This is a genomic window from Faecalibacterium sp. i21-0019-B1, from assembly GCF_042852915.1.
Lineage (GTDB): Bacteria > Bacillota > Clostridia > Oscillospirales > Ruminococcaceae > Faecalibacterium > Faecalibacterium taiwanense.
This window is the reverse complement of the sequence record NZ_AP031425.1, coordinates 2,966,073-2,982,429: the sequence shown is the minus strand read 5'-3', so window position 1 is coordinate 2,982,429 and position 16,357 is coordinate 2,966,073. Positions and strand designations below refer to the sequence as shown.

The following is a 16,357-nucleotide window of genomic DNA, read 5'->3' as shown; positions in this document are numbered from 1 at the left end:
AAAATTGAAAACGATTGAGCAACTTGCACAAAAGCAGGCCAGAAAGTTTGGCAGCAGCGGCTTTGACCGGTTCCGGGAAAGGTCTTTGCCGGGGAATTAAGAAAATTTGTCGTGAACGCGATAAAAATTCTTTGCGGGTATTCCGCGGAAGCATCTTGCCATATACTTTTTGATATGGGAACCATACCAGAAAAATATTAACTGCTTTATGAAAAAAGTGTTAACATGAAGCCAGAGATTGGTCAGAGCCGCAGCTGGGCACGCAAAATGCTGGCTGTGGTTTGAATCAAAAAGGAGGTTTCTGGTATGATTAGTTTCTTACTCTGTCTGGCGCTCTTGATCATCGGCTACTTTGTCTATGGCAAGATCGTTGACAACACGTTCGGACCGGACGACCGCGAAACTCCTGCTGTGCGCATCAACGACGGCGTTGACTACGTTGTGATGCCCCAGTGGAAGCTGTTCCTCGTCCAGCTGCTGAACATTGCAGGTCTGGGCCCCATCTTTGGTGCACTGCAGGGTGCTCTGTGGGGTCCCGTGGTGTTCCTGTGGATCACCTTCGGCACCATCTTTGCAGGTGGTGTGCATGACTACTTCTCCGGTATGATGAGCGAGCGCAACGATGGCGCATCCATCGCTGAGGTCACCGGCAGATACCTCGGACCTGTCATGCAGAACATCATGCGTGTGTTCTCTGTTGTGCTGCTGATCATGGTTGGTACCGTGTTCGCAGTGGGCCCCGCAGGCCTGATCGTTACCCTGTGCAAGAACAGCGGCATGTCCGGTCTGCTGACCACCACCCTGTTCTGGCTGATCATCATTCTGGTGTACTACTTCATCGCAACCTTTATTTCCATTGATGCCATCATCGGTAAGATCTACCCCGTGTTCGGCATCTGCCTGATCATCATGGCTGTGGGCGTTATCTTCGGCATCTTTACCAACCCCGCCTACACCATCCCCGAGATCTGGGCAAACTTCGGCAACATGCATCCGTCGGGCACTCCCATTTGGAGCTTCATGTTCATCACCGTTGCCTGCGGCGCTATCTCCGGCTTCCACTCCACCCAGTCGCCTCTGATGGCTCGCTGCATGAAGAGTGAGAAGCAGGGCCACTTCGTGTTCTACGGCGCAATGGTCTGCGAGGGCGTCATCGCTCTGATCTGGGCCGCTGCCGGCTGCGCACTGTACACCATCACCGACGGCAAGATGGCTGGTCTGGCCGAGGCTCTGGCTGCTGGTCAGTCTGCTGCCATCTACGACGTGTGTGCAAAGACCATGGGCGGCGTTGGCATTGCTCTGGCAATGATCGGCGTTGTCATCTGCCCCGTCACCTCCGGCGATACCGCGTTCCGTTCCGCTCGTCTGACCCTGGCCGACTGGCTCAAGATCGATCAGGACAGCTACGCAAACCGCCTGAAGCTCTGCATCCCGGTTCTGGGCGTTGGTGCTTTCCTGGGCATCGGCAACGCACTGGGCTTCATCAACTACACCGTGATCTGGCGCTACTTCAGCTGGACCAACCAGACGCTGGCCATGATCGTTCTGTGGGCTGCATCCATGTACCTGTTCAAGGAGAAGAAGAACTACTGGATCACCGCTGTGCCCGCTACCTTCATGAGCGCTGTGTCCTGCACCTACTTCGTGCTGGCACCTGAGTGCCTGGGCAAGATGATCAATACTTACGCAGACGGCAAGCTGGTCGCTTACAACACTGCCGTTGCATACCCCATCGGCATCATCTTTGCAATCGCAATGCTGGCACTCTTCATCCATGCCACCAAGAAGCACACCGCTTCTCAGAAGGCATAAGGATGTCTGCCGCACCGCATAAGCCTTAAACTCTGACACCCCCGCCGCTGCACCCCGCAGTGACGGGGGTGTTTTGACATAACAGACAAACCTTTTGTGCAAATCTTAGCAGCAGAAGGGGTTGCATTTTGAGGGCTGCAGTGCGAAAATAGAACCGGTGATTTTATTTGGAATGGCTGCAGCATCTGCGGCTGGACCGGAAACTAACAGTAAAGAAGGGAACTTCCATGATCTTCAAACCTGCACAGCTGGGTATGGCAAAGCTTGATCAACAGGAGCTGGTGGAGGACAGAAAGTCCTGCAAAAAGATCGGCCCCTGCGGCGTTGGCAAAAAGGCGCTGTACCTCAACAGCTTTTACATCGACCGCCGCTATTATCTGCCCTACGGCAGCATCAGCCGCGTGTTCAAGCGGGTGGCTATGAGCTCCGGCGGCTTTACCGGCAAGGGCATGTTTGCCTCCATGGCCTACCTTGTGGTGGAGTACGATGGCGGCAAGCAGAAGCAGTGCAACTTCAAGGACGAGCGGGATGTGGACAAGCTGCTGGAGGTGCTGGCCAAAGAGCAGCCGCAGATCCATCTGCTCAGCGCAGCCGGTGAGCAGATGCTGCAGAAGAAGGAAGCCGAAAAGGCCTCCCGCAAGCTGCCGGAAAGCGAACTGACCGACGAAGCCCGCCACAGCATCACGGTGCTGCGCAGGGCAAAGGAATATCTGGAAGCAAAGCCGGAAATCGCCGATGAGCTGAGTGCAGCCGAGCGCCGCAAGCGTGCCCAGCTGCAGAGCAAGCCGGTGTACCGCTATGTGGCGCTGGCCATCTTTATCATGGGCATCGTCTCTGCGGCCTATGGCCTGTATGCCGTCACCACCCATACCGGCGGCTATGGCATCTACTTTGCGCTGTTCGGCTTTGCAGCCATCTTCCTGTTCTCCAGCTACAACATGCTGCCCACCGCCCACAACAACCACAGCGCCATCATGAAGCGGGCCGAGAAGGCCGAAGCTGCTATGGCAGAATACGTGAAGCACTACCCGAACGGTGCCTTCCCGGTGCCCAGCCATTACGCACATCCCATCGTGCTCAAGCAGATGGCCGATGCCATTGAAGAGGGCCGCGCCGTCACGGTGCCGGAGGCTTTGACTGCCGTGGAAAACCGCCTGAAGTCCCTGAACGCAGATGTGCAGGTGGAACAGGAGGAATACGACGAGGTGGTGGTCATCAAGGCGATGTTCCTGAACCACGATTATCAGTAAAAAGTAAGCAAAGAGGGCTTTTCCTTCGGGAAAGGCCCTTTTGCTTTGCCTAACTTCTTGCACAGCAGAATCGTTCGTTTTATAATGAAAAAGGAGAGTCTTTACACCCACGAGTGGAGGAAACAGCTATGGATATGGTCACCCTTGGCAGCACCGGCATCACGGTGAACAAAAATGGCTTCGGCGCACTGCCCATCCAGCGCATCTCGCAGGAAGATGCCGTCTATCTGGCCCGCAAGGCTTACAAGGCAGGCATCCGCTTTTTTGATACCGCCCGCGCCTACACCGACAGCGAGGTGAAGCTGGGCGAAGCCTTTGACGGCATCCGCACGGAAGTGTATATCGCCACCAAAACGGCAGCGCAGAACGCAGAGGACTTCTGGAAGGATCTGCACACCTCACTCACCAATCTGCGCACCGATTACATTGACCTGTACCAGTTCCACAATCCCGCATTCTGCCCGAAGCCAGGCGACGGCTCCGGCCTCTACGAGGCTATGCAGGAGGCCAAAACCAAGGGCATGATCCGGCATATCGGCATCACCAACCACCGCCTGAAGGTGGCCCATGAGGCCATTGACAGCGGTTTGTACGAGACGCTGCAGTTCCCGTTCAGCTATATCTCCGGTGAGCAGGAGCTGGAATTGGTGAACAAGTGCAAGGCGGCAAATATGGGCTTTATCGCCATGAAGGGCCTGTCCGGTGGACTGATCACCAACAGCGCCGCAGCCTATGCCTTTGAGGCGCAGTTCGATGGAGTTCTGCCCATCTGGGGCGTGCAGCGTGAAAGGGAACTGGACGAGTTCCTCTCCTATATCGACAACCCGCCGCGCATGACCGACGACATCCGTGCCGTCATTGAGGGGGATCGTACCGAGCTGTGCGGCGAGTTCTGCCGCGGCTGCGGCTATTGTATGCCCTGCCCGGCAGGCATCGAGATCAACAACTGCGCCCGCATGAGCCTGCTGCTGCGGCGTTCGCCCTCGGCAGAGCATCTCAGCCCCGCAGGTCAGGCCAAGATGAAAAAGATCGAGGGCTGCCTGCACTGCAACCGGTGCAAGGCCAAGTGCCCATATGGTCTGGATACCCCTGCCCTGCTGGCCCGCAACTATGAGGATTACAAGCGCGTTCTGGCCGGTGAAGTAAAAGTTCAGTAACACAAAAGCTCCTGCCCATTCAGACAGGAGCTTTTGTGCTTTATGCGGCAGCTTTTGGCTGCTCAAAAATCCTCATCGATTCCTTATAGCAGTGTGCGAAGTACACGATCTCGGCAAGGGCGGTCAGCGCCCAGCTGCAGGGGTACAGTGCGTACAGCGAGGGAATGGTGTGAAAGTGCGCGAAGATGGTGTAGACCCAGATCACCCGGAACACGCAGGAACCCATTACCACAATAATGGTGGGCACCACAGTCTTGCCAAGTCCGCGGGAAGCGGCGATGGTGCAATCCATAAAGGCGGAGATGCAGTAGGCAAAGCCCATCACGCCCACGCGCTTCATGCCGGCATCAATGACGGCGCTCTCGGTGGTGAACAGGGCAAGGAAGGTGCGGCCAAAGAGGAACAGGCTTCCGCCCAGGATCAGGCCCACACCAAAGGAGTAGGCCAGACTGATGAAATAACTCTTCTTTACGCGGTCCGGCTTGCCAGCGCCGTAGTTCTGGCTCATAAAGCTTGCACAGGCCATATAGAATGCGGCCATGCAGTCGTAGATCATGGCATCGGCATTGGCGGCGGCGCTGTTGCCCTTGACCATGAGAGAGTCGAAGGAGTTGACCCCTGCCTGAATGAACAGGTTTGCAATGGCGAAAATGGCATTCTGGAAACCGGCCGGAAGACCAAGGCCCAGAATGCTCTTTGTTGTGGCGGGGTCCAGATGCAGCTTTTTGGTGTCCAGCACGTAGCAGTCCTGCACTTTGGTCAAAGCGTGCAGGATCAGCCCGGCAGAGACGCACTGTGAAATGGCACTGGCCAGCGCCACGCCCATGACGCTTAACTGGCACACGATGACAAAGAACAGGTTCAGTGCAATGTTCAGTGCACCCGCAATGGACAGGTACATCAGCGGCTTTTTGGTGTCGCCGATGGCGCTGAACACAGCGTTGCCGAAGTTGTACAAGGCCAGAGCGGGCATACCAAGGAAGTACACCCGCAGGTACAGGATGGCACCGGGCAGCAGGTCGTCCTTGGTGTTCAGCAGCCGCAGCATGAAGGGGGAACCCAACAGGCCGACGAACAGCAGCACCACACCCGCGATCAGGCTGACGATGGCGGCGGAGTGGACAGTCTTTTCCACATCGTGCTCGTGCCGTGCACCGTAGAAGCGGGCCACCAGCACGTTGATGCCGCCGCTCAGGCCGATCAGAAAGCCGGTGAACAGGCTGACGAGGATGCTGGTGGAACCCACCGCGCCCAGCGCCGTGGAGCCTGCAAACCGGCCTACCACGGCTACGTCCGACATGTTGAACAGCACCTGCAGCAGGTTGGAAAGCGCCAGCGGCAGACTGACCAGAAAGATCTGTTTGGCCAGAGGGCCTTCGGTCAGTGTTTTGGTATTTGATTTCATGTTCTCTTTTTATCCTTTAACCTAAACCGTGCCCGCGCACACCGGGGCACACCCTCTATTATATGGGCCGCTGCGGCTTTTGCAAGATAGCATCGACATTTCCTATTTGATTTTTTTGTGTGGCTGTGCTATACTACTTTACACCGATGAAATGAATATGTGCGATCGTAGCTCAGCTGGATAGAGCGTTCGGCTCCGACCCGGAAGGCCAGAGGTTCGAATCCTCCCGGTCGCACCAAGAATCCCCGACACACTTTCGTGTGCCGGGGATTCTTTTTGTGCGATCGGGAGAATTCGAACAGCAACGACGACGACCGCAGCCAGCGGCTGAAACAGGGAGGAGTTGTTGGGGCCGCGTTCTGATTTTTCAAAGCCCTGCCAAGGGGCTGCAGAAAAATCAGCAAACGCAACCCGTCAGGCCCTGCACAGCAGGGCAAGCAATCAGCCCAGCGGGCTGTTGCTTAGTGCGCGGTTCCCAGCGTGTAGGAATGTCTAACAACAGGCTGCGATTTACGGTGCGCCGGGAGGATTCGAACAAGGCGGCGGCGCGCAGCGCGGCTTTGCTTAGCCTGCGGTTGCCAACCTGTAGGAATGTCTAACAAGAGGACTACTGTTCATCCGGGGAAAAATCGAACTGTCCTGAAACCCGTAAAACACATTCGTGTTCTGGTTTTTCTTTTTTCAGTGCGTCGGGAGGATTCGAGTTATCCTTTTTTGTTTTTCATCCAGATGCGGTACAGCCCGTCTGTGATGAGGGTCTCCCGGTATAGAATGGGGGTGCAGCATGCTTCCCGGATGGGAATGGGCAGATTGCCGGTGGCATAGAATGCTGTCTGCGGGCCAAGCTCTGCGCAGAAACGTTCCGCCAGACCGTCCAGCAGGCTGGCGGTGCCCAGTACAAAGCCGTTCTGCAGGCAGGAAGAGGTGCTCTTGCCCAGAATGGATGCAGGAGCCTTTGCGGCAAGGTCGATCTGCGGCAGCTGAGCGGTGTTCTTTACCAGTGCGCTCAGCGAGAGCTGCGGCCCGGGCAGGATCACCCCGCCCACAAGCTCCTGCTTGGCATTGACTGCCATCATGGAGATAGCGGTATCGGCTGAGATCACCACCAGCGGCCCGGAACACTCTGCCAGTGCAGCAACAGCACCGCATAAAAGCTCGGCACCCAGCTGGGCGGGGTTGTCCAGCCGAAGCTTGATGCCGCTTTTCAGGCCGGGGCCGACCGTCAGGATGCGTGCATTGCAGAGGATACGCAAAGCGGAAAGAACCCGGCCGCTCAGCACGGGCACTACACTGCCCAGAATACCGCCTTCAATTTGTGCCGGCGAAGCACCGTGCAGAGAGAGCAGATTCACCAGACGGATAGCGTATTCGTCCACCGTTGCGGCGGTATCAGAGTGCAGCCGTCCACAAAAACGCAGAGTATCCTGCTCGTAGCCGCCCACGGTGATGTGGGTGTTGCCAATGTTGACGGTGAGTATCATAAACAAAGCCCTCCTCTGCAGCGCAATATAATGTATATATAATATAATAGCGCACCCGAATAGCGCCCGCCGCGTATGCTGACACAGGACATGGCGCTTCTCCTTTATGTAATAAGTATAGTTACCTTACACAGGATGCTGGGGGATGACTCCATAATACGTTCTGTGCATTGTCTTGTCAAGAAAAAGGCACGCCCTGAAACGGGTGAAAAACAGGGAGATCCTTTATTCTGCAAAGAAAATGGAAAAAATCTGACAAAAAGTGTTGACAAGGAGGCGGGGGTGTGGTATTATACTTGAGCGCCAAGCGCTGAGGCAAAAGAATGACTTCCAAAGCCTCAGCAGGAAGCCCTTGAAAAGAACCAATAGACGCTGAAAATTTTTGCGGTTGCGAAAGCAATGAATCGCCCCAGTGGGGCGTTCAAGCAAACAGAGCGGTCTTGCGACAGCAAGATGGAGGGGGCTCACCCCGACAAGCTCACAGTTTGTTCTGAGAAACTTCTTGGATGTCCAAGTTCAGAAAGTTCAAAAGCTTCTAAAAAATAAGGCTTGACAAAAAACCACTTCGGTGGTACAATGAAAAGGTCGTCAGCCGCAAGGCTGAGGCGCACAGGACCTTGAAAATTGAACAATATCGAAAAACTTGTAAGGAACCTTTTAAGTGTTTGGAAAAACACTAAAAACAATTCCAAAAGTAATTCACACAGGACGCAAGCGATTGCGTGCTGAGCGAACAAGATTTAACACTTTAGAAGTGATAAATATCATTTATAAAGAGTTTGATCCTGGCTCAGGACGAACGCTGGCGGCGCGCCTAACACATGCAAGTCGAACGAGCGAGAGAGAGCTTGCTTTCTCGAGCGAGTGGCGAACGGGTGAGTAACGCGTGAGGAACCTGCCTCAAAGAGGGGGACAACAGTTGGAAACGACTGCTAATACCGCATAAGCCCACGGCTCGGCATCGAGCAGGGGGAAAAGGAGTAATCCGCTTTGAGATGGCCTCGCGTCCGATTAGCTAGTTGGTGAGGTAACGGCCCACCAAGGCGACGATCGGTAGCCGGACTGAGAGGTTGAACGGCCACATTGGGACTGAGACACGGCCCAGACTCCTACGGGAGGCAGCAGTGGGGAATATTGCACAATGGGGGAAACCCTGATGCAGCGACGCCGCGTGGAGGAAGAAGGTCTTCGGATTGTAAACTCCTGTTGTTGGGGAAGATAATGACGGTACCCAACAAGGAAGTGACGGCTAACTACGTGCCAGCAGCCGCGGTAAAACGTAGGTCACAAGCGTTGTCCGGAATTACTGGGTGTAAAGGGAGCGCAGGCGGGAAGACAAGTTGGAAGTGAAATCTATGGGCTCAACCCATAAACTGCTTTCAAAACTGTTTTTCTTGAGTAGTGCAGAGGTAGGCGGAATTCCCGGTGTAGCGGTGGAATGCGTAGATATCGGGAGGAACACCAGTGGCGAAGGCGGCCTACTGGGCACCAACTGACGCTGAGGCTCGAAAGTGTGGGTAGCAAACAGGATTAGATACCCTGGTAGTCCACACCGTAAACGATGATTACTAGGTGTTGGAGGATTGACCCCTTCAGTGCCGCAGTTAACACAATAAGTAATCCACCTGGGGAGTACGACCGCAAGGTTGAAACTCAAAGGAATTGACGGGGGCCCGCACAAGCAGTGGAGTATGTGGTTTAATTCGACGCAACGCGAAGAACCTTACCAAGTCTTGACATCCCTTGACAGGCATAGAAATATGTTTTCTCTTCGGAGCAAGGAGACAGGTGGTGCATGGTTGTCGTCAGCTCGTGTCGTGAGATGTTGGGTTAAGTCCCGCAACGAGCGCAACCCTTATGGTCAGTTACTACGCAAGAGGACTCTGGCCAGACTGCCGTTGACAAAACGGAGGAAGGTGGGGATGACGTCAAATCATCATGCCCTTTATGACTTGGGCTACACACGTACTACAATGGCGTTAAACAAAGAGAAGCAAGACCGCGAGGTGGAGCAAAACTCAGAAACAACGTCCCAGTTCGGACTGCAGGCTGCAACTCGCCTGCACGAAGTCGGAATTGCTAGTAATCGTGGATCAGCATGCCACGGTGAATACGTTCCCGGGCCTTGTACACACCGCCCGTCACACCATGAGAGCCGGGGGGACCCGAAGTCGGTAGTCTAACCGCAAGGAGGACGCCGCCGAAGGTAAAACTGGTGATTGGGGTGAAGTCGTAACAAGGTAGCCGTAGGAGAACCTGCGGCTGGATCACCTCCTTTCTAAGGAGTCAGGCGAAAGAGCAACATCGAAGATGGAGATCTTTCGGACAGGCAACAAACAAGCAGAGTAGATATTGTTCGATTTTGAGGGCCCTGAAAAGGACACTCAAAGACGTACCTTGAAAACTGAATAATAACTGCGAAACAAAGATTATAGTAAGTTCTTTTTAAGAAATATTGCAATTTCAAAAGGAAGGGTAACAATAATCTTCGTTGGCAAGAGAGAATCAAGAGGATACCAAATGTTCCAAGAGAACGTTTGAAAGGTCAAGCGAACAAGGGCGCAGGGCGAATGCCTTGGCACTGGGAGCCGATGAAAGACGTGATAAGCTGCGATAAGCTTCGGGGAGCTGCAAATAAGCATTGATCCGGAGATTTCTGAATGAGGAAACTCACCTGGGTTCATACTCAGGTACGTTATACTGAACTTCAAAATAGGTATATCGAGGGAACCGCCTGAACTGAAACATCTAAGTAGGGCGAGGAAGAGACATCAAACGAGATTCCGTAAGTAGTGGCGAGCGAACGCGGAAGAGGGCAAACCGAGAGTAGAAATACTTTCGGGGTACGGAGCGCATTTAGGACTTAAGTTGTTAACCGAACGGCATGGGAAGGCCGGTCAGAGAGTGTGAGAACCACGTAGGTGAAAACGACAAGAGCCGAGCGAATTCCAGAGTACGGCCAGACACGTGAAACCTGGTCGGAATACGGGGGGACCACCCTCCAACCCTAAATACTACCCAGTGACCGATAGCGTATAGTACTGTGAAGGAAAGGTGAAAAGCACCCCGGGAGGGGAGTGAAAAAGAACCTGAAACCCTGTGCCTACAAGCACCTAGAGCGCGTCAAAGCGTGATAGGGTACTTTTTGTAGAACGGTCCGGCGAGCGATTGTATGCAGCAAGGTTAAGGACTTAAGGTCTGGAGCCGAAGCGAAAGCGAGTTTGAAAAGGGCGTTAAGTTGCATATAATGGGCCCGAAACCGGGTGACCTACCCATGGTCAGGTTGAAGTGGAAGTAAAATTCCATGGAGGACCGAACCGACCTCCGTTGAAAAGGCGGCGGATGAACTGTGGGTAGCGGAGAAATTCCAATCGAACCCGGAGATAGCTGGTTCTCCCCGAAATAGTTTTAGGACTAGCCTCAAGTTAGATACCTGGAGGTAAAGCACTGAATAGCCTAGCGGCCGAGAGGTTAGCGAAGCTTATCAAACTCAGAATGCCAGAGTATTGATGCTTGGGAGTCAGACAGTGTCAGATAAATGTCATTGTCAAAAGGGAAACAGCCCAGATCTACAGCTAAGGTCCCAAAGTCAGGTTAAGTGGAAAACGATGTGAAGATACGTAGACAACCAGGATGTTGGCTCAGAAGCAGCCACTCATTCAAAGAGTGCGTAATAGCTCACTGGTCGAGCGTCTTTGCGCGGAGAATTTAACGGGGCTAAACCTGACACCGAAGCTTAGGCAATACAGCAATGTATTGGGTAGGGGAGCGTTGTATACGCGGTGAAACAGTAGCGCAAGCGGCTGTGGAGTGTATAGAAGTGAGAATGCCGGAATGAGTAGCGCGAATGCAGTGAGAATCTGCATGGCCGAAAGCCTCAGGTTTCTGGAGGAAGGTTCGTCCGCTCCAGGTTAGTCGGGAGCTAAGGTGAGGCCTAACGGCGTAGCCGATGCACAGACGGTAGAGATTCCGTCACCACCAAAAGAGTTAAGCACAGGGACACATATGAAGTCTCGGAGCCGGGTGTTGGTTCCGGTAGCGATCGAGGGAAGTTAGTACCGAAGTCCGGGATGGAAGATGGCGAGAAAAGCTGTGTGAATTTCTGCGGTGCCCGTACCGCAAACCGACACAGGTAGGTAGGAAGAAGATTCTAAGGCCAACGGGAGAAGGGTTGTTAAGGAACTCGGCAAATTGACCCCGTAACTTCGGGAGAAGGGGTGCTGCAGCAATGCAGCCGCAGAGAATCGGCCCAAGCAACTGTTTACCAAAAACACAGGTTTGTGCTAAATCGAAAGATGACGTATACGAGCTGACGCCTGCCCGGTGCTGGAAGGTTAAGAGGAGATGTGCAAGCATTGAATCGAAGCCCCAGTGAACGGCGGCCGTAACTATAACGGTCCTAAGGTAGCGAAATTCCTTGTCAGGTAAGTTCTGACCCGCATGAAAGGCGTAATGATTTGGGCACTGTCTCAACAGCCCGCCCGGCGAAATTGTAGTACCGGTGAAGATGCCGGTTACCCGCGACAAGACGGAAAGACCCCATGGAGCTTTACTGTAGCCTAATATTGGGTTTCGATGTTGCATGCACAGGATAGATGGGACACTGGGAAGCAGGTGCTTTGGCGCTTGTGGAGTGGCCGTTGGGATACCATCCTTGCGATATTGGAATTCTAACCTGCGCCTTTGAATCAAGGCGGGGGACATTGTTAGGTGGGCAGTTTGACTGGGGCGGTCGCCTCCTAAAGAGTAACGGAGGCGTTCAAAGGTTCGCTCAGCTTGAACGGAAATCAAGCAAAAGAGTGCAAACGCAGAAGCGAGCCTAACTGCGAGACTGACGGGTCGAGCAGTAACGAAAGTTGGAGTTAGTGATCCGGTGGTATGTGAGTGGAAATGCCATCGCTCAACGGATAAAAGTTACCCTGGGGATAACAGGCTGATCTCCCCCAAGAGTCCACATCGACGGGGAGGTTTGGCACCTCGATGTCGGCTCATCGCATCCTGGGGCTGTATTCGGTCCCAAGGGTTTGGCTGTTCGCCAATTAAAGCGGTACGCGAGCTGGGTTCAGAACGTCGTGAGACAGTTCGGTCCCTATCTGTCGTGGGCGCAGGATATTTGATGGGAGCTGTTCCTAGTACGAGAGGACCGGAGCGGACGTACCTCTGGCGCACCAGTTGTTCTGCCAAGAGCATAGCTGGGCAACTATGTACGGATCGGATAAACGCTGAAAGCATCTAAGCGTGAAGCCGACCCAAAGATAAGATATCCCATTGTTTCAAACAAGTAAGACCCCTTGAAGACTACAAGGTTGATAGGCACGATGTGTAAGTGGAGCGATCCATTCAGCAAGCGTGTACTAATAGGTCGAGGGCTTGACCACAATTCGCTTGAGACTCTGAGAGTCAACGAAAAAATGTAAGCAGTGATTATTCAGTTTTGAAGGCACGTCCTTCTAAGAAATACTGGACAAAGTACAACAGATATGTTATACTGGTTCAGTCAGATCGGTCGGTGTCGATGACGGTGAGGTTCCACCTGTTCCCATTCCGAACACAGAAGTTAAGCTCACTTGTGCCGAAGATAGTTCGCTGGAAACGGCGCGTGAAAATAGGTAGTCGCCGACTTGAGTTATCAGAATGAAGAAACCGCATTCTGATAATATGCACCTCTAGCTCAGTTGGTAGAGCAACTGACTCTTAATCAGTGGGCCCAGGGTTCGAGTCCCTGGAGGTGCACCAGATATTGAACGTCAAATCGAAAGATTTGGCGTTCTTTTTTGTTATGTAACCCCGAAAAATCGGGGATTGCACGGTCAATGCACGGTTTTTGCACGGTCGTAGTTTTCGCCAGCAGATTTTGCAAGGGGCGAAATTGCTTGAAAATGCGTGTCGGATTTTGCATCAGGTCAGCAGAGCCAGACGGAGCTGCGCCTTTACTTCGGGGTCTGCATTCTTCAAAAGTTCCAGCAAAGCGGTCATAGAGATGGTCGGTTCGCCTTCGGCGGGTACAGCCTGCGGGCTGGGGCTTTCCTGTTTAGCGTAGAAACCTTCCTCAAACTTCTTGCCCAGTTCTACACGGGAGGACTGCTGGATATGGGCATAGGTGTTCACCAGCATATCTGCCGTAGCGTGTCCAGTAGTTCCCTGAACGGCCTTCACATCGCCGCCGGAGATCATCAGCTGATAGGTTGCGCTGGAATGCCGCAGGCCATGGAACACGATACGCGGGAACTCCGGGTGTGCATCCTGCCATTTGAGGAACTTCTTGCGAATCAGTACAGGCTCCACCGCCAGACCATTGGGCAGACGGAACAGCATTCCGCTGTCACGGTAGCGTGCCGGGTCTTTCATCTCGTCTGCCGCTAACTGATTCAGCCACTTCTTCAATTCCTCTTTCAGAGCAGAGGTCATGAAGATGGTGCGGCAGGAGGATGCCGTTTTGGTGCTTTTCAGGATGAGGGAAGTGGTGCTGCGTTCCAGCTTGTCCGGGAATACCTTGATGATGCAGCCATCGTCCACTTGGTTCAGGGCTTCTTTTCGCACCCGCTGCATGGACTTGTTGATACGGAATGTTCCGATGCCATCCGCTGCATCAAAGTCAATATCCTCCGGGGTCAGACCTACGATCTCGCCCTCTCGCAGTGCGCCCACCAGCGTGAGGTGGACTGCCAGATGCAGGATGGGGTCCTCCATGCTGTCCAGAGCTGCTCGCATTTCCTCTACCGTCCAGATGATGCGCTCCTGCGTGGACTTCTTGGGGCTGTCCACGGGAACAGGACTTTTAATCAGGATGCCCCACTCTACGGCATACTGGAACGCTGTACCCAGCAGCCGATGAACCTCGTGGATAGTCGTGCCGGAAAGGAACCGCTGCTTCTGCTTTTTGGTCAGTTCCTGCTTTTTTCCCTCGATATACGAACCGCAGGGCGTTTTGCTCAAGGTCGTATAGAGGTTTTCCATGTGGTAGGGCTTGAGTTTCTGCATCTCCATGCTGCCAATATAGGGGATGATGAGGTTTTGGATGGTGGAGAGGTTGGATTCGTAGGTTTTGGGTGCCCACTTGTGCTTGCTGCACTGCTTGGGCAGCCAATCCATGAGGAACTCTGCCACCGTCACCGAGGACGGAATCAGGAACGTGCCGGCGGCCAGTTCATGCTCGATTTGCTTTTTTCGGTTCGTTGCCTCCTCTTTTGTGGGAAAACTTTCCCATTTGTCGCAGCTTTTGCCGTGTTCATCTTCGTAGGTGTATCGGACGCTGTAAGAGTTGCCGCGCTTCGTAATATATGCCATACTGTTTGCCTCCTTATCAAGCTGCCCGGTAGAGCCACGCATCGAAACTGTCTTTCGGTACACGGATGCTTCCGCCTACCCGCAGAACACGGAATTCGGTGGTGCTGTTGCACAGGTTGTAAGCAGAGCGCAGACTGATGGCCAGCATTCGTGCAATATCGTTCACCGTGTACACCAGCTTCGTGGTTTCCGGGCTGTCAGTCGGAGACTTGACGGCATTGGTTTGAGTGACCACCTCCATTGTAGTGAGATTCGAGTCCTTTTGCAAGAACTTTTTCGTATAATCGGAAGATTGCACAGGGACGTTCATAGAATTACGGTCAAAATCCATAAGCATTTCTCCTTGTATTGTCATATTATCTAAAAATTCAGTTTAAAGTTCTACATCCTGCCCACGCTTGCGGTTTCGCTGCGGCACATTCATGGTGCGCTCCTGCTTGGGGGCAAGAATCTTTTCCAGAAAGCTGCGCACCAGTTCAGGCGCACGGTGGAGCGCATCCAGATAGGGCTTCACTTCGTACCAGAGTTCATGATACTTTTGGCCCCAATGAGCAGCTTCCTTCTTGGCGGTGGAAAGTTCTTCTTTCAGGCGGCGGTTCTCCACGTCCATCATATAGCCATGGTCGGCCTGTTTTTTCAGCATGGAAAATTCTTCTTCGGTCAGCGAATAGTTGCCGAGGAAGGTGTGCTTACCGATATAATCCAGATCGCGCACATGAATGAGGGCTTCTTTTGTGAGTGTGGTCTTTTTCTGCACAGCGGCTAGTTCCTTCTCCTTTTTGGAGAGGGTCTGACAGGTTTTAGCAAGCGACTGTGCTTGTTCGTCGGCTTGGGCGGTCAGGGCGTCCAGCAGTTCCTGCTCCCGTTGGACTTTGAACTGGGTGACGGTCAGGTGTTCTTCGGTGCTGCCACGCTCACCGCGCTCCACATCCGTGTACCCGGCAGCGCGCATATAGTTGAAGAAATCGTCCTGCAAGATGCTGTACGACTTCTTCAGGACTGGCTTGCCGTTCTTTTGCAGGACGGGCTCTCCAGCATCGTCCAGCAGGGGCTTGGATGCCCACTTCTTGCTCCGGCTGACCTGCACGACGGTCTCCTTGACTGTGCCGACCAGTGCCTTGTCCTTGCAGCGTTTCGACCACAGGATTTGCTTTTCCACCACAGGTACATAGACCACATGGAGGTGGTAGTGGTAAACTTCGCGGCCTAGTGCTTCGGTCATGGCACGGTTGATCTCATCGGCGTGCATGACTGCCGAGAGGATATACTGCTCACCACCCACGATCTGAACGGCTGCTTTGTAGGCATCCTCATAGAACTGCTTGGCGAACTCGTAGCCACCGTGATTGTCAAAATAGGCCGAGTTGACATCAAAGACAAGTTCGCAGTAGTGGGTGGCATCCGGCTTCAGGCCGCGCGTGGAAATCGTACCAGCGGTTTCCAGTTGGGCGAATAGGTCAGTGTAGCTGGCGGTTGGCTTTTTGAAGTGGACGTTCCATGCAGCGCGCTGGGGGATAATGTCGGGGTTTCGATAGCTGTCTTTTTCGCGTTCGTTGTGCTGCTGGGTGTTGCCAACGGCCTTGTCCGAAACGGCGAGATTCCGGACGCTTGTGCGGTCGATGCCATCGTTTCTTGCCAGAGGGCATCCCTCCTTTCAGGACTCAGAGGAAGGTGACGGGGAACGGAGATGCACTTCTTCGGAAGTGTAATAACCCACTATGACACTTTCATCCCTGCGGTCTGCAAAGTGTAGTGGGCTCTCCGAGGGGGAACGAGGGAAAACGTCTCCTGCGGGAGAGTTACAATCAAGTTCGCACAATGCGAACTTGATTGCTCCGTACACATCTGAAAAAATCGCGTACGGAGTTCAAATAACCTGTACGGTTCGTACGGCGTACGAACAAGCAAAATACAAACGATGGCACGTTTTAATTTGCTCCTGCTTGCCGTACAGGTGCGTACAAG

8 protein-coding genes, 2 tRNA genes and 3 rRNA genes are annotated in these 16,357 nt (G+C 53.5%); 8 read left to right on the top strand and 5 right to left on the bottom strand.

Annotated elements, in window-relative coordinates; all coding sequences use genetic code 11:
* Positions 1-306: 306 nt before the first annotated feature.
* The 3 genes from ACGHP1_RS14790 to ACGHP1_RS14780 all read left to right on the top strand — a co-directional run bounded on the left by ACGHP1_RS14790 (position 307) and on the right by ACGHP1_RS14780 (position 4,219).
* Positions 307-1,812, top strand: a complete 1,506-nt coding sequence (locus tag ACGHP1_RS14790) for a carbon starvation protein A (RefSeq protein ID WP_097774059.1) — start codon at positions 307-309, stop codon at positions 1,810-1,812.
* Positions 1,813-2,039: 227 nt separating this feature from the next.
* A complete protein-coding gene (locus ACGHP1_RS14785; protein ID WP_390509775.1) occupies positions 2,040-3,062 on the top strand; it encodes an ATPase P in 1,023 nt (340 codons plus the stop codon).
* 128 nt (positions 3,063-3,190) lie between these two features.
* Entirely contained in the window at positions 3,191-4,219 is a 1,029-nt protein-coding gene (locus tag ACGHP1_RS14780; protein ID WP_097776742.1) for an aldo/keto reductase, read from the top strand.
* 40 nt (positions 4,220-4,259) lie between these two features.
* Here ACGHP1_RS14780 and ACGHP1_RS14775 read toward each other — a convergent pair whose 3' ends face one another.
* A complete protein-coding gene (locus ACGHP1_RS14775) occupies positions 4,260-5,624 on the bottom strand; it encodes an MATE family efflux transporter (RefSeq protein ID WP_097781031.1) in 1,365 nt (454 codons plus the stop codon).
* Between the two features lie 161 nt (positions 5,625-5,785).
* On the opposite strand from ACGHP1_RS14775, the gene ACGHP1_RS14770 reads away from it, so the two are divergent.
* A tRNA-Arg gene (locus tag ACGHP1_RS14770) sits at positions 5,786-5,862 on the top strand.
* A gap of 466 nt (positions 5,863-6,328) precedes the next feature.
* On the opposite strand, the gene ACGHP1_RS14765 is transcribed toward ACGHP1_RS14770, so the two are convergent.
* Positions 6,329-7,105, bottom strand: coding sequence for a type III pantothenate kinase (locus ACGHP1_RS14765; RefSeq protein ID WP_044953371.1), 777 nt, complete (start codon positions 7,103-7,105; stop codon positions 6,329-6,331).
* Between the two features lie 767 nt (positions 7,106-7,872).
* Between ACGHP1_RS14765 and ACGHP1_RS14760 the strand changes: the two genes are divergently transcribed.
* The 4 genes from ACGHP1_RS14760 (at position 7,873) to ACGHP1_RS14745 (ending at position 12,841) form a co-directional block, all read left to right on the top strand.
* Positions 7,873-9,383 (top strand): 16S ribosomal RNA (locus ACGHP1_RS14760).
* A gap of 265 nt (positions 9,384-9,648) precedes the next feature.
* Positions 9,649-12,483 (top strand): 23S ribosomal RNA (locus tag ACGHP1_RS14755).
* Between the two features lie 127 nt (positions 12,484-12,610).
* Positions 12,611-12,727: ribosomal RNA gene (gene rrf / locus ACGHP1_RS14750) — 5S ribosomal RNA — on the top strand.
* Together the 16S, 23S and 5S rRNA genes with 1 tRNA gene alongside form the textbook arrangement of a ribosomal RNA operon.
* A 38-nt stretch (positions 12,728-12,765) precedes the next feature.
* A tRNA-Lys gene (locus tag ACGHP1_RS14745) sits at positions 12,766-12,841 on the top strand.
* A 162-nt stretch (positions 12,842-13,003) separates the two neighbouring features.
* Here ACGHP1_RS14745 and xerC read toward each other — a convergent pair.
* Genes xerC through ACGHP1_RS14730 form a run of 3 tightly spaced genes read right to left on the bottom strand, consistent with a single transcriptional unit; the run spans position 13,004 to position 16,031 of the window.
* The gene (gene xerC, locus ACGHP1_RS14740; RefSeq protein WP_207685217.1) at positions 13,004-14,392 is read right to left on the bottom strand and encodes a tyrosine recombinase XerC; all 1,389 of its coding nucleotides are present in this window, start codon (positions 14,390-14,392) and stop codon (positions 13,004-13,006) included.
* A 16-nt stretch (positions 14,393-14,408) separates the two neighbouring features.
* On the bottom strand, positions 14,409-14,723 hold the full coding sequence (locus ACGHP1_RS14735) for a helix-turn-helix domain-containing protein (RefSeq protein ID WP_370569220.1): 315 nt from the start codon (positions 14,721-14,723) through the stop codon (positions 14,409-14,411).
* A 42-nt stretch (positions 14,724-14,765) separates the two neighbouring features.
* Complete coding sequence (locus tag ACGHP1_RS14730; protein WP_390509820.1) at positions 14,766-16,031, bottom strand: plasmid recombination protein; 1,266 nt, start codon at positions 16,029-16,031, stop codon at positions 14,766-14,768.
* Positions 16,032-16,357 lie beyond the last annotated feature (326 nt).